Origin of the sequence: Citreicella sp. C3M06, assembly GCF_018860705.1 — a bacterium.
GTDB lineage: Bacteria > Pseudomonadota > Alphaproteobacteria > Rhodobacterales > Rhodobacteraceae > Salipiger.
Genome location: NZ_JAHKQA010000002.1, coordinates 67241 through 81177 on the forward strand (window position 1 = coordinate 67241; position 13937 = coordinate 81177).

Genomic DNA, 13937 nt, shown 5'->3' on the forward strand with positions numbered 1-13937 from the left:
GAGCCAAATGAAACTGTCATTCTTTACGATGCCGATCCACCCGCTGGGCAAGCCCTATGCCCAAAGTCTGGCCGAGGATCGCGAGGCGTTCATTCTGGCCGACAAACTGGGATTTGCCGAAGCCTATTGCGGCGAACACACCACCGATCAGGCCGAGATCATCACCTCTTGCGTGGCGTTCCTCGCCAGCCTTGCCTATGAAACCAAAAATATCCGTCTTGGCACCGGCACGGTGAACATGCCCAATTCGCACCCTGCGCGCGTCGCCGCCGAGGTTGCGATGCTGGATCACATGCTGGAAGGGCGGCTGAATTTCGGCATCTCGCCCGGCGGGCTGATGTCGGACGCCGAGGTGTTCGGCAGCATGGACAAGGATCGCAACGCGATGTTCGTCGAATGCATCAACATGGTGCTGGATATCTGGGCCGGGGAAGCGCCCTACAATCTCAAGGGCGAGTTCTGGGAGGTGACGACCGAACGCACCATGATGCGCAACATCGGGCAGGGCGACATCATGAAGCCCTATCAGGACCCGCACCCGCCGATCATCGGCACCGCCGTGGCGCCGTTTTCCAAGGGCGTCAGCGCCATGGCGGAACGTGGCTGGCAGCCGATCTCGGCGAACTTCCTGCTGCCCAAATGGGCGGCGACCCATTGGCCGAAATTCGTCGAGGGCTGTGAAAAGGCCGGCATCGTGCCCGATTACAACGACTGGCGCGTGGCCAAGAACATCTGCGTCGCCGACGACATGGAAACCGCGCGCGCCTATGCTCGCGATCCGGGAAGCCCCTACGTGCTGTATTACAGCCAGCTGCTGACCAAGATGCGCGCCGGGGGCAGGCTCAACCTGTTCAAGGAAGACCAGAACATGCCGGATGACGACGTCACGCTGGAATACGTTCTGGACCGGCTGGTGATCCACGGCGATGCGCAATCGGTGGCCGACCAGATCCTTGCCCTGCGCGAGGTGACCGGGCCGTTCAAGCATCTGGTCTACGCTGGCCACGACTGGACGGATTACGACCTTGGCCGCAAGAGCATGGTGCTCATGGCGGAAAAGGTCATGCCGCTGCTGACGGACGCGACCAAGAGCGAGCCGATCACCGCCGCCGCCTAAGGCAATGGCCCGCGGCGATGCCATGCCGCGGGCCTTCCTGCGCTGGCTTGTGCGTTGCCCAGCCGCGAACGGCAGCGGAGGGGTTGGCGCAAAAGCCCCCTGCCCTACCAGACGCGATCGAGCAGGCTCAGCCAGTTTTCGCCCATCACCCGGCGGATCTTGGTTTCGGACCAGCCCGCGCGTTGCATCGCTGCGGTCAGGTTGGGGAAATCGGCGATGCTTTCCAGCCCGTCGGGAAATTCGACCTGCCAGATCTCGGTCAGCTGACGGGCATAGCCCTTGTCGCGGTTGAGGTATTCGAAGAACTTCGCGCCGTATCCCATGGTGAAATCGGTGCCAAAACCCACCCGCTCCTCGCCCACGAGGTTCACGATATAATCGATGGCGGCGACGTAATCATCCACCGTCGCGCCGTTGCCAGCGGCAAGAAACGGCGGGAACATGGTCACCCCGACAAAGCCGTCATGCTCGGCGATGAACCGCAGCTGCTCGTCGGATTTGTTGCGCGGATGCGCCTTGAGACCGGCGGGCAGGCAGTGGGAATAGGCCACCGGCTTCTTTGACGCGAGGATCACGTCGCGCGAGGTCTTCGGCCCGACGTGGCTGAGATCGCAAAGCATCCCGACCCGGTTCATCTCGGCCACCACCTCGTGGCCGAAATCCGACAGACCGCTGTCGGTGCTCTCGTAGCAGCCCGACCCGACGAGGTTCTGGGTGTTGTAGGTCATCTGCACGATGCCGACGCCCTGCTCCTTGAACAGTTCGATGAACTCGAGCCGGTCTTCGAAGGCGGTGGTGTTCTGGAAGCCGAGCACGATGCCGGTCTTGCCTGCCGCCTTGGCGGCGCGGATGTCGGCGGTGCTGCGCGCCTTGACGATCAGGTCGCCATGCTGCTGGAACTGGCGGTTCCACGCGCCGATGTTCAACATCGTGTCACGGAACCCCTCCCAGACCGAGCAGGTACAGTTGGCCGCCGTCAGCCCGCCGGCCGACATGCTTTCGAACACCGGACGGCCCCAGTCCGAGATGATGAGACCGTCAAAGACGATGAGATCGTCGTGCAGCGTGGTCATGTGTTCAGGTCCTTCAAGGTCAGAGATAGATATTGCGCACGATGGCGTCGTGATCGCCCGCCATGGCGCGGACGTCGCCGCCATCGACCACCTGCCCGTCGCGCAGGACGATGAAGCGGTCGGCGGCGCGAAAGGCGAGGTTGAGGTTCTGCTCGACCATGAGCAGCGTCACCCCTTCACTCTTGAGCCGGTCGATGATCTGGGCGATCTCTTCGCAGAACTGCGGCGACAGGCCCCCAGACGGCTCGTCGAGCAGCAAGAGACGCGGGCGGGACATCAGCGCCCGGCCAATGGCGACCATCTGCTGTTCGCCGCCCGACAGGGTGCGCGTGGCCTGACGGCGGCGCTCTTTCAGGCGCGGGAAGCGCTCGTAGATGTCGGACAGGGTTTGCGCCTGCTGCTTGCCGCCCCGGCGCATGGCGCCAAGCCGCAGGTTGTCTTCGACCGACAGGTCCGGGAACAGATCCCGCGCCTGGCTGACCTGCGCGATGCCATGGGCAAAGATCTTGTGCGGCGGCAGGCCGGCGGTCTCGATCCCGTCCAGCATCACCGACCCCGAGGTCGGCGTCACGAAGCCGCAGACGGCGTTGAGCGAGGTCGATTTGCCCGACCCGTTCGCCCCCAGCAGCGTCAGGCATTCGCCAGGGTGCACATCGTAGCTTGCGCCGCGCAGGATCGGTTTCTTGCCGTAGCCCACGTGCAGATCACGGATTTTCAGAAGCGGTTCAGGCATGTCCAAGGTAGGCCTCCAGCACGGCGCGGTCTTCGCGGATCTCATCCGGGGTGCCTTCGGCGATGCGCGCGCCCGCCGCCATCACGAGGATGCGGTCGGCGGCGGCCATCACCAGTTCCACCGCGTGTTCGATCAGCAGGATGCCCACGCCCTTTTCTCCGGCGAGGCGGCGGATGATCTCCATCATCTGATCGCGCGCCACCGGCGACAGGCCCACGGCGGGTTCGTCCAGCAGCAGCACCGGCGGGTCCGAGGCGACGGTGCGCACGATCTCGACAATCCGTTGCTGCCCGCCCGAAAGGTCCCCGGCGCGGGTGTCGGCCATATGCTCCATCGACATAAGCTTGAGCAACTCGCGGGCGCGGTGGATGTTGTCCGCCTCGGATTTCAGCGCGGCGCTGCGCCCCAGAAGAATGTCGAGAAACGAGCCTTCGGTCTGCGCATGCAGACCCGTCAGCACGTTTTCCAGCACCGTGAGCGCCGGGAACAGCCCGCCGTTCTGAAAGGTGCGGCGCACGCCCTGTTCGGCGATCTCGTGCGGGGAAAGCTGCGTCAGCTCTGCCCCATTTAGAAATACCGTCCCGCTGGTCGGCGTGACATAGCCCGAGATGGCGTTGAACAGCGTCGACTTTCCCGCGCCATTGGGGCCGATAACAGCGCGGACATTGCCCTGCATCAGGGTGAAGGACACATCGTCAAGCGCGGTCAGCCCGGAAAAGCGGACCGACAGACCGTTTACATCGAGCAGGGTCATGGGGCCTCCCGGTAGTGACGTTCGACAAAGATCGGCGACAAGCGGCGCAGCAGCGAGGCAAGCCCCATCGGCATCAGCACCAGAACCCCGGCAACGATCAGGCCAAAGAACAGCTCTTCCATGCCCGGAAAGGCGCGCAGGTATTCCGGCAGCGCCGTCAGCAGCACCGCCCCGAGCACAGAGCCCAGCACCGAGCCGAGGCCGCCGACCAGCACCATGGCAAAGGAGGCGATCAAGTGCAGCATGCCAAAGCTTTCGGGAAAGACATGCCCGACATGGCGGGCGAACAGCGCTCCGGCGCAGCCCACCACGAAACCCGACCACATGAAGGTCACAAGGATCACCCGCGACGTGGGAATAGCAAGCGATGCAGTTGCGATCTCGTTTTCGCGTACCGCCATGACCGCCCGGCCAAAGCGCGAGCGCAGCAGGTTCAGCGTGCCCTTCACCAGCAGTACCGTCACCCCGAGGAAGACGTAGAATTTCAGCGTGTCATCGGTAAGCGAGATGCCGAAGAGCGTTTCGCGCGGCATCGGCGTGCCATCGGTGCCGCCGGTCAGGGGCGAGAAATGAGTGTAGCCCCAGCGCATGAGCTCCCCGAAAGCCAGCGTAATGATGGCAAGGTAATAGCTGCGGATGCCTCTCAGCGCCGCAGCGGACGCAAGGAAGCCGCCAAGCGCCCCGAAGGCGCCAGCCAGCGGGATGGTCAGCAGCCACGGCACCCCCAGCTTGGCGGCAAGAATGGCCGAGGCATAGGCCCCGATCCCAAAGAAGGCGGTGTTGGCAAAGGCAAGCTGCCCGAGGTTGCCGATGGTCAGCGTAAAGCCAAGCGTCACCAGCACCGACACCAGCATGCCGTTGGCGATGAACTGCGTGTAGGGATTGGTGGCCAGCGGCAGCAGCAGCAAAAGCACGGGCACGGCCCAGAAGATCCATGTGCGCAGGCGGCGTTGGCGGGCAGAAGGCATGGTCTGGCTCATGATCTTACACCTTCACCACGGCCTTGCGACCGAACAGGCCCTGCGGGCGGATGAACAGCACGGCGACGATGACCACATAGGCGGTGATCTCGATCAGCGCGCTGTCGATGTAGGCACCCGCGTATTGCTCGGCGACGCCCAGAAGCACACCCCCCAGCACCGCGCCCCCCAGCGAGCCAAAGCCGCCCAGCGTCATCGCGGCAAAGCCCTTGATCAGGAAACTCGCGCCAAGGTCCGGGTGCAGCAGCGACACCGGCGCCACGAGGATGCCCCCGAGCGCCCCCAACGCCGCGCCGATGCCCCATGAAAAGTCGTTGAACCGATCGACATTCAACCCGATGAGCCGGGCGCCGCGCGGGCTCTGGTAGACCGCCTGCACCATCTTGCCGAGATCGGTCATCGCCAGCAGGCCAAAGAAGATCAGCAAGAGCACCAGCACCGTGCCGATGATGAACACCGCGTCCCCGGTGATCACCAGATCACCGACGAAAATCGGCGCCATGTCGAACACCGGCGGCATCGGCAGCACCTCGCGGCCCCAGACCATGCGGGCGATGCCGCGCAGCAGGTAGCCCGCAGCGATGCACATCAGCGCAAGCCCGATATGCGGCCCGCCGCGGATCGGCCGGATCAGGCCGCGGTTGAACATCACGCCCAGCACGAACATGGCCGCCATCGCCAGCACTGCCGCCGGAACAAAGGCCACGCCCAGCAGCACGACCAACACGTAGGACAGGAACGCCCCGGCCATGACGAAATCGCCGTGGCCGAAATTCACCACCGTGGTGGATCGGTAGACCACCGTCAGCGACAGCGCGATCAGCGCATAGATCATGCCTTGGGAGAGACCTCCCAAAGTCAGCTGCATCAACATCTTGTCGGCTCCTTCAATGTCCCCGAAAAAGGCCGGGCGCAGCGCCGCCGCGCCCGGCAGTCGGGGATCAGTAGGGCTGGCCCCAGGCGCGCAGCACCGTGGGTTCGCCATCGACAAAGCCCGCCACGGCCGAGCCCTTGACCCCTTGGTGGTCTTCGGGGGTCCAAGTGATCGGGTCAGACAGAATGCCGGTGTCGAAATCGCGCACCTCTTCCAGCGCCGCCATCAGCTTGGAGCGCGTCAGGTCCGGCCCGACCGCCTCGAGCGCCGAGACCAGCGCCTCGGCGGAACCGATCGACACGAAGGAGAACGTGGAAAGCTCTTCATCCGGGTTGTACTTGTGGATCATCTCGCCCCACTGCTGCATCAGCGGCCCGTCGAGATTGTCCACATAAGAATGGATGACGTAGTAATTCTGCACCGTCTCGAAATCGCCAGTGCGCTTGAGCGTGTTCTCAAGGTCCGTGCCGGCGGTGCCCATCACCGGCACATCGCCCATGCCGTATTTCACCAGATCGCGCAGGAAGATCGCGGTTTCCGCCTCGTAAAGCGCGGCGATGATGAAGTCGGGCTTTTCCTGCCGCAGCTTGAGCACCTGCGCGGTGGCATCGGTCTGCCCGCGCTCCATGGTCAGCTCAAGGCTGGGCGAGACGCCGTTTTCTTCGAGATAATCGCGGGCAGGGTTGGAATAGCTGTGCGCCCAGTCGTTGGAATGCTCGATGATCGCGACATTGCTGGTGTCGGGCTTGGACAGAACAAAGGCAGCCATGGCCCGACCGTTGGCACCACCCGTGGGCACACCGTGAAAGATGTTCTTGGCAAGCGGGTCCGAGATGCTGTCGCTGACCGCGTGGGCGACGATCCACGGCAGGCCGGCTTCCTCGATGGTCGGCCGCAGCGCCAGCGCCACGCCCGAGCAGGAATTGCCCTGAAGCATGAACACCTTGTCCTGCGAGATCAGCTTCTTGGCCGCGGCGAGCCCCTTGGCGCTGTCGCAAGCGGTGTCTTCCTGTACGGCGATCAGCTTGCGGCCATGCACGCCGCCCTCTTCATTGACCTTGTCGTAATAGGCCATCATGCCCACCAGCGCCTTGCTGTAGGACGAGGCATTGCCGGAAAACGGGCCCATGACGCCGATGGTGATGGCGTCCTCGCTCAGCCCTTCGGTTTCCCAGTCCTGCGCCAGCAGCGGCGTCGCGGCAAGCGCGGCGGCGGCCAGCATCGAAGTGAAGGTCTTCATCTGTCTCTCCTGTCGGATGTCTGTTGGATGGTCGGCGGCTGTACCGCTCTGGTTGGAGGCTGATGCCTCATGTTAAATACCGACTGTCTGGTTTTTAAGTTTCGGAGGTCGTTCCAGTCGGTTGCTGTCAGTCGGATATGACGGGGCGGACGTGAACGGCGATGATCGCCTTCAGTGCGCCCAGCATCTCGGTGAAATAGCTTTCGTCGCGGCGCAGGACCGCCTGTACCGCCATGCCTCGAAACACGTTCATCACGAGGTTCAGCGCCACGCGCGAGGTCACCACCTTGGGATCGACTGCCACGAAGGTCTGCGACCAAGTGCGTTCGAACTGCTCATGCAGATCGAGGATCAGCGGCGACAGGTGGCGACGCAGATCCTCGTCCCCCCGCGCCGCAACGATGATTTCAAGCGACGAATAGAACCAGTCGCCATTGAGAACCCCGTCATAGATCGCGTCGAAAAAGCCATCATAGCTCAGGCGACCTGCCCGAAGCTCTGCGCCAAGGGTTTCGAGTTCATTGGCAAAGTTTGAGAACATCTCTTCGGTGGCGGCAACGATCAGATCCCGCTTGCCGGGGTAGTGGTGGGTTTGCGCACCCCGCGACACCCCTGCCCGCTTGGCGATGCCTGCGGTGCTCGTGTTGGCATAGCCCACCTCCATCAGCGACTGCGTCGTTGCGCGCAGCAACAGGGCCCGCGTCTGGGCGCTGCGCTGATCCTGTGTGCGTCGTGTCGTGACAGTCATGTGCTCTCCATTTGAAAACAGGTCAGTTTGTTTTTATATTTCTGTCAACAAGTTTTCCAACTGCGCATTGGCATTGATAGGGTCCATTGCGTCACTTGCCGAAAATTGACGCAACAGCCCCCCGCGAGAATCTCCAGTCTGATGGAAACTCTGCTCAACCGTGATGGAGCAGGCGAATGAGCAAGAGCCGTTCCACTGATTTAGAGGACCGTAGCCCAGAGATCCGCGAGGAGATGTAGCAGAGCGCAGCGAAGCGGCGCCGGTTCGGTTGTCGCCGGAACGGTATCCTGCTCGGGCGCAAGGGCATGCTTATGAACCACGAGAAGCTTTATCGCCTCGACCGAGAAGAGGGACTGTCGGAGAAGCGACGGCGCGGGCGCAAGCAGGTCCGTGGGTCACGCACGCCGATGCCAGAGGCGGCGCATCCCAATGCCCGCAACTCGCCAGACTTTCTGGGCGACAGCTTCGGCGCCTCGCGCACGTTCCGCATTCTGGCGGTGATCGACGATGGCTGCCGGAAGACCCCGTGCCTGACCGCCGACACCAGCATCTCGGGCGCCGTCGCCATGCTCGCTCAGGGCAATGGCGACCGCCCGCGAGTTGGATGCGCTGGTGCGGATCTACGGCAAACCCGCATGCATCGTCAGCGATAACGGCACCGAGTTCACGAGCCACGCCATTCTGGACTGGGCCGGCAAAGAACCGGTTGGCCATTTTCAGGACATCCCTTTCCTCTTGGGGAATGCCGGTCTCGCGCCCAAGCCGGTCAGACTTCTGCGCGAGGCTCAAATCCTCTTTCGCAACCACATCGGTGCCCCGGGATTCATTTGTTCCGCGTCGAAAAGCCCACGCCTAGATCATCAGCAACGCCTTGCCCCACCAGCAAAATCATCGACACGTCGAAACCTGCGATCGAGCGTCATTCCGGGCGCACCGAGTCAAAGAACCGCGAGAACATGTCCTCGCCGTCAACCGGGCGCGAGGCCGCCGCAAGCGCGATGCCCAGCCCGATGGCCGATGAGGTGGGATTGTGCCGCTCGGCACCTTCGCCCGCGTTGAGGTTCATCACCAGAGTCGGCGACAGGAACAACCCGCTGCGAACGATCTCTTCCCAATCTTCGGGCAGGAGCCCCTGCGCCTTGAGATGTGCCAGCCATGGTTTCCAGAAGGTCTCGGCCTTGGACTCCAGCAGCGCCAGCCGCGCAGGTGTGGGATGCCAGTCGGTCTCGAAAGACAGAACACCTTCGGATAACGTCACCCTGGCCTCGAACCGTTCCGCCGCCATTTCGGGATTATAGAGCCAGAACGGATGGGCGAAGATATTGTGGAAGGTCGATTTGACCTCGGCCAGAAGCCCCGGCACCTTATTGCCCGCAAACGCCGGATCGAAGAAAGAGAGCCGGTCCTGATCTTCGCCGCGTTCGTACCAGACATTGGCGTTATGCGCATCGCCATGGGCCACGATCCCGCCGGCACTGGCGGTGTTCAGCGGTGCGTAGCGTGTGAGCGCGTCGTCGAACGCCTGTCGCAGGCTCGACCCATAGCGGATGCCATTGACCCGAACGGTGGCATCGGCGATCTCGTCCCAATCGAGCGACACCCCGCCCGGGAACGCGAACCGCTTGCCAACGTAGAATTTTGCCAGACGCCCGCCGGGATAGCTGCCTGCGGGCAGATCGATGAGGCGCTCATAGAACAGGCGGTGTATCGGTTCCGCAGCGGCCTGCGCGGGAGAGATCGCCTGCAGCGTCTCTTTGGCGACGGACAGAATGTGGGCGTTGAGATCGGCCTCGGCCGCACGGGCGCGGGCGGTGGCCCTCGCATCCGGCGCTTGATCCAGCTCGAACAGAACATCCGAGAAGCGCGGATCAGAGCGGCGTCGATAAATGAGCACCTGCTCGCCCGCCAGCGTCGACATGTGCACCGGTTGATCGACGGGCAAACCCGCCGAGGACAGGATATCGGCACGGTAGTATTCGCCGGTCATATCCTCTTCGCCGTCTTCCTGATGGAATTTGAAAAAGAACGCCTGATCGCCGGACTCGAAAAACCCGTTGAGGGAATTGAGTGAGTACTGATCCTGATTGATCCTGAGATCGCTCACCGGAATGTCGAACAGCCCGGAAATGAACTCCTCAAGCATGGTCTGCGCCCGTGGGATGTCTTTGCGCGCCACCGCCCGAATTTCGGCGGTGCGGGACGGCGTTGGGGTATCAGTGGCCATGATCACCTCCGATTTGAATGAGAGTTTTGATCCCGCCGGTGTCGCCCGCGAGCAGCCTGTCATAGGCTGCCGGGACCTCGGCGAGAGGAAGAATATCCGCAATGAACGGATCGAGATACGGCGCGAGCGCAGGCAACATGTCATTGATGCTCGCCAACTCGTCTTCAAAGGCGTGACAGCCGATCAGGGCAATCTCGCGCTCGACCAGTTGCACCGGATCGATGATCTTGGCCGCGCTGCCGATCCCCACAAGACCCAGACGGCTTGCGCCGGCGATGATGTCCAGAAGGCGAGAGATCACATCGGCATTTCCGGTTGTGTCGATGGCATATCGGAAGTGTCGATCCGCGAGCGTGTCGAGATCCGTGGCGATGGCGCCGGTGGCCTTTGACAGCAATCCGCTGCGCGCCGCGTTGCGATCCAGAATGCAAACCGGATGGCCCGCGCGGGTCGCAAGAAGCGTGACCAAAGCGCCAATCGGGCCGCAACCCGCCACGACGAGCTCGGCTCCGCCCGGCAGCGCCATGAGGTTGAGCGCATGCAGGGCCACTGCCAGCGGCTCGGCCATGGCAAGATGGCGATCCGCCACATCCGCCGGGGCTTTCAGCACGTTCCTTGCGGGCAAGGTCACCTGCTGGGCAAAGCCGCCATCGATCACCTCGCCCAGAAACCCGAGCTTTGCGCAGACCTGACCGACGCCGTCGCGACAGGACGGGCAAACGCCGCAGGTCCAGCGGCTGTCGACGACGACACGATCGCCCACCGCCACATGAGAGACCTCTGCGCCCAGCTCTGTCACCGTCCCGGTAAATTCGTGACCGGCGATCGACCGGGCACGGCTGATCCATGCTCCGGTTCGGTAATTGTGCAGATCAGAGCCACAGATGCCCGCGACAGAAACGGTGAGCGTGACCTCTCCCGCCGCGGGAGCGGCGGGGCCGGGAACCCTCTCGAAACGAAGATCCCCGATCCCATGGAGGCGAACCGCGTCCATCACTCCGGCTTCAGGTAGGCGTTGCGAAGCTCGCTGACAGCGTTGGCGTGCGACGAGAAGCCCTCGTATTCCGCGAGGGTTTTCGCGGCTGCCGCCATTTCCGGATAGCCTTTCTCGGTGACATAGCCGACCGAGCTGCGGCGGATGAAATCGGTGACCGAGAGCGGCCCGTAGGTGTTGGCGCCTTTCGAGGTCGGCAACACCGCGTTCGGCCCCAGCGCAAAATTCGCGATCGAGACCGGCGTATGGGTGCCGAGCAGAATTTCCGAAGCCTCGGTAATGTCACCAAGATAGTCGAAGGGCTTGGTCGACAGGATTTCAAGGTGCTCGGGCGCGTATTCGTTCACAAAGGCACAGGCATCCGCCATATCCTTTGCAAGGATGATACCGCCCGACGCGCCGGTCAGGACGGTGCGCGAGAATTCGACACGGGTCTCGGTCATCTTGCCCCAAAGCTCGGGCAGAGCGGCCAGCGCCTCTTCGACGACGCGCTCGGAGGGCGTCACCAGCCATGCGGAACTGTCGGGGCCGTGCTCGGCCTCGATCAGAAGGTCCATCGCCGCAAGGCCGCCCGACACGGTGTGATCGGCAAGGATCATCCCTTCCGACGGACCGGCAGGCAGGCCCGGATCGATGATCCCGGCCAGCAGGCGCTTTGCCGCGACCACCCAGGGGCTGCCCGGTCCGACAATCTTTTGGGCTTTCTTGACGGTTTCGGTGCCGAAGGCTGCCGCCGCCACGGCCTGAGCGCCGCCGCATTTATAGATGGTCTCTACGCCCGCGATCCGCGCCGCGACCAAGGTCGCCGCATCAACCTTGCCGTCCGGCCCCGGAGGGGTGAAAATGGCGAGGTTCGGCACCTTTGCGACCACGCCCGGCACCGAGGTCATCATCGTGACCGAGGGGAACGATCCCTTGCCACGCGGCACATAGAGCGCGACCGAATTGATCGGCAGGTAGCGATCGCCCGCAAAGGCACCCGGGCGGATTTCCTTGAGAAACATCGGTTCCGGCGCCTGCTCCTCGTGGAAGGAGCGGATGTTCTCGATGCCGTAGCGGATCGCCTCGATCACCTTGTCATCCACCAGCTTGAAGGCTTCGTCGAACTCTGCCTCGGACACCTGAAGCGTCTCTGCCGTCAGCGGCGTCGCCTTGTCGAAATCACGCCCGAACCGAACCAGCGCGGCGTCACCTTCGGTTTTCACCGCATCGATGATCGGCTGCACCTTGTCGAGGAAGAAGGACAGATCGGCTTCGGACCGGCGGATGAGCGCGGCGCGTTCGACTTTTCCCAGACCAGCGAGTTTTTGCACGTTGACGTCAGACATGACGGATCCTTTCGTATGATCGTTCGAGACGCCGCGACCGCGAGGGTCGGGCCATCATCATTTTGATTTCAAGAAGATTTCGAGCCCGACGAGGCGGTCGAGCAGCCACACCGCGAGCAGCGCGATCACCACGAAGACAGAGGAAACCGCCGCCAGATCGGGCGTGATGATCGAGCGAATATTGTTATAAATCTGCACCGGCAGGGTCACGGTCCGCGCATCGGTCAGAAGCAGCGAGACGAGGAACTCGCTCATTGCCAGCACGAACATCAAAAGGCCCCCGGTGATGACCCCCGGCATGACCCCCGGCAAGGTCACGAACCAGAAGGTCTCGAAGCGCCCTGCCCCGCAGCTCGATGCGGCCAGTTCAAGATCGCCATCAAGCGCGCCGGCGGAAGAGGACACCGACCAGATGATGAACGGGAGGTTGATCACGGCAAGCGCCACGCCAACCGGCCAGAGGCTTCCCAGAACACGCCATTCGCCAAAGACCAGCATCATGCCGATGCCAGAGCCGATCAGCGGCACGGTGAACGGCAAAAGCAGGTAGATCTGGATCGCATTGGCAAAGCGCAGCTTGAACCGCGACAGCGCAAGACCGGCCAGCGTGCCGACGGGCACAGAGGCGATGAGACAGACTGTAGAGACGATCAACGAGCGCACGAAGGCCTGCTGCAGATCGCGCGCGAGGGCGATCTTCCCGTACCATTTGAGCGTGAAGCCTTCGGGCGGGAAAGAGATCATGTTGGCGGTGGTGAAGGACGCACCGACAACGATGACCGTGGGCACCGAGAGGATGAGGATACAGAACCAGACAAGCGCCCAGAACAGAATGCGTTGCGATCTTGCGGTCATTTCTTGCTTCCCATGCCAAGTGTCCCGGCGCCGAAAAGCGCGATGACCACACCGACAATGACCGACCCGAGCACCACGAGCAGCAATGCGAGCGCGGCCCCGAGACCCTGATCCGCAGTGCGGAAGAACTGATCATAGATCGCGTTGGCGATGAAATCCTGCGAGCCGCCCCCCAGCATGGCGGGCATCGCGAAATCGGTCAGCGACAGCGTTCCAACCACCAGCCCCGCACCGATCAGGCCCGGCTTGGCCATGGGAAGGACGATGTGGCGAAAGCTTTGCAGCCAGTTGGCCCCCAGAGACGACGCCGCGGTTTCGGTTTCGCGCGGGATTGCCGTCAGGGCGGGAGCAAGCATCAGAACCGCAAAGGGCAGCATGTATTGCACCAGACCAAAGACCACGGCCGGGAAGTTGAACAGCAGGCGGATCGGCTCGATCCCGACAAGACCAAGCGCGTTATTGGCGACGCCGTTGGTGCCAAGAATGATCAGAAGCCCGTATGCCCGCACCACCTGACCGATGAAGAACGGCAGGAAGAGCGTGACCAGAAGCGCCTTGCGCACAGCCGAACGTGTCGTGCGCACCATGATATAGGCATAGGGCAGCGCGAGCAGCAGCGTGAAGAAAACCGTCAGCCCGGCGGCGAAGACGGATCGCATCACCACACGGCCATAGGTCGCGCTTTCCATCACCGCTTGGTAGTTCTCAAGCGTGTAGGCCTCTGACGGCCGAAAGATCGCACGGTCGAGCGTATGAAGCGAGCTGTCCGCCATTTCGAACAGGCCGAGCACCAGAATCCCCACCAGCAAAAGCGCAGGCATGATCAGCGCCCATCCGGTGTAGGGTGACATGCGGGCCGGCCAGAACCGGTCCAGACCATAGTTCAATGCGTCCATGATCCGCCAGCGCAACGGGTATCTGAACGTGGTTTGAGGATCGTCCGTGGACGGGATCTGGGGCATTGCGGCGTTCCGGGGTCACGATGGGGGTGGCTGGCTGCGCATGGCCCCCAAAGGC

At 62.9% G+C, this 13937-nt stretch carries 13 protein-coding genes and 1 pseudogene; 2 read left to right on the forward strand and 12 right to left on the reverse strand.

Annotated elements, in window-relative coordinates; translation table 11 throughout:
* Nucleotides 1–7 precede the first annotated feature (7 nt).
* Entirely contained in the window at nucleotides 8–1117 is a 1110-nt protein-coding gene (locus KO516_RS00335) for an LLM class flavin-dependent oxidoreductase (protein ID WP_216001809.1), read from the forward strand.
* 104 nt (nucleotides 1118–1221) lie between these two features.
* On the opposite strand, the gene KO516_RS00340 is transcribed toward KO516_RS00335, so the two are convergent.
* The 7 genes from KO516_RS00340 to KO516_RS00370 form a co-directional block, all read right to left on the reverse strand.
* Nucleotides 1222–2190: a dipeptidase gene (locus tag KO516_RS00340; RefSeq protein ID WP_216001810.1), complete on the reverse strand. Its 969-nt coding sequence runs from the start codon at nucleotides 2188–2190 to the stop codon at nucleotides 1222–1224.
* A 19-nt stretch (nucleotides 2191–2209) separates the two neighbouring features.
* Complete coding sequence (locus KO516_RS00345; protein ID WP_252737326.1) at nucleotides 2210–2923, reverse strand: ABC transporter ATP-binding protein; 714 nt, start codon at nucleotides 2921–2923, stop codon at nucleotides 2210–2212.
* A complete protein-coding gene (locus tag KO516_RS00350; protein WP_216001812.1) occupies nucleotides 2916–3677 on the reverse strand; it encodes an ABC transporter ATP-binding protein in 762 nt (253 codons plus the stop codon). The genes KO516_RS00345 and KO516_RS00350 overlap by 8 nt, the downstream gene beginning before the upstream one ends.
* Entirely contained in the window at nucleotides 3674–4657 is a 984-nt protein-coding gene (locus KO516_RS00355) for a branched-chain amino acid ABC transporter permease (RefSeq protein ID WP_216001813.1), read from the reverse strand. Before KO516_RS00355 ends, KO516_RS00350 begins: the two co-directional genes overlap by 4 nt.
* 4 nt (nucleotides 4658–4661) lie before the next feature.
* Entirely contained in the window at nucleotides 4662–5531 is an 870-nt protein-coding gene (locus KO516_RS00360; RefSeq protein ID WP_216001814.1) for a branched-chain amino acid ABC transporter permease, read from the reverse strand.
* Nucleotides 5532–5598: 67 nt separating this feature from the next.
* A complete protein-coding gene (locus tag KO516_RS00365) occupies nucleotides 5599–6771 on the reverse strand; it encodes an ABC transporter substrate-binding protein (protein WP_216001815.1) in 1173 nt (390 codons plus the stop codon).
* Between the two features lie 127 nt (nucleotides 6772–6898).
* Nucleotides 6899–7519: a TetR/AcrR family transcriptional regulator gene (locus KO516_RS00370; RefSeq protein WP_216001816.1), complete on the reverse strand. Its 621-nt coding sequence runs from the start codon at nucleotides 7517–7519 to the stop codon at nucleotides 6899–6901.
* Nucleotides 7520–7701: 182 nt separating this feature from the next.
* On the opposite strand from KO516_RS00370, the pseudogene KO516_RS00375 reads away from it, so the two are divergent.
* Nucleotides 7702–8227, forward strand: a pseudogene (locus tag KO516_RS00375) (IS3 family transposase); the annotation flags it as partial.
* Between the two features lie 211 nt (nucleotides 8228–8438).
* On the opposite strand, the gene KO516_RS00380 reads toward KO516_RS00375, so the two are convergent.
* From KO516_RS00380 to KO516_RS00400, 5 genes are read right to left on the reverse strand one after another with little or no spacing between them, the layout of a single operon-like run.
* Nucleotides 8439–9743 (reverse strand): hypothetical protein, encoded by a 1305-nt coding sequence (locus tag KO516_RS00380; RefSeq protein ID WP_216001817.1) that lies wholly within the window; start codon nucleotides 9741–9743, stop codon nucleotides 8439–8441.
* Nucleotides 9733–10737: a zinc-binding dehydrogenase gene (locus tag KO516_RS00385; RefSeq protein WP_216001818.1), complete on the reverse strand. Its 1005-nt coding sequence runs from the start codon at nucleotides 10735–10737 to the stop codon at nucleotides 9733–9735. The genes KO516_RS00380 and KO516_RS00385 overlap by 11 nt, the downstream gene beginning before the upstream one ends.
* Complete coding sequence (gene hisD, locus KO516_RS00390) at nucleotides 10737–12065, reverse strand: histidinol dehydrogenase (protein WP_216001819.1); 1329 nt, start codon at nucleotides 12063–12065, stop codon at nucleotides 10737–10739. Before hisD ends, KO516_RS00385 begins: the two co-directional genes overlap by 1 nt.
* 57 nt (nucleotides 12066–12122) lie before the next feature.
* Nucleotides 12123–12920, reverse strand: coding sequence for an ABC transporter permease (locus KO516_RS00395; RefSeq protein WP_216001820.1), 798 nt, complete (start codon nucleotides 12918–12920; stop codon nucleotides 12123–12125).
* Nucleotides 12917–13882, reverse strand: coding sequence for an ABC transporter permease (locus KO516_RS00400; protein WP_216001821.1), 966 nt, complete (start codon nucleotides 13880–13882; stop codon nucleotides 12917–12919). The genes KO516_RS00395 and KO516_RS00400 overlap by 4 nt, the downstream gene beginning before the upstream one ends.
* Nucleotides 13883–13937: the final 55 nt, after the last annotated feature.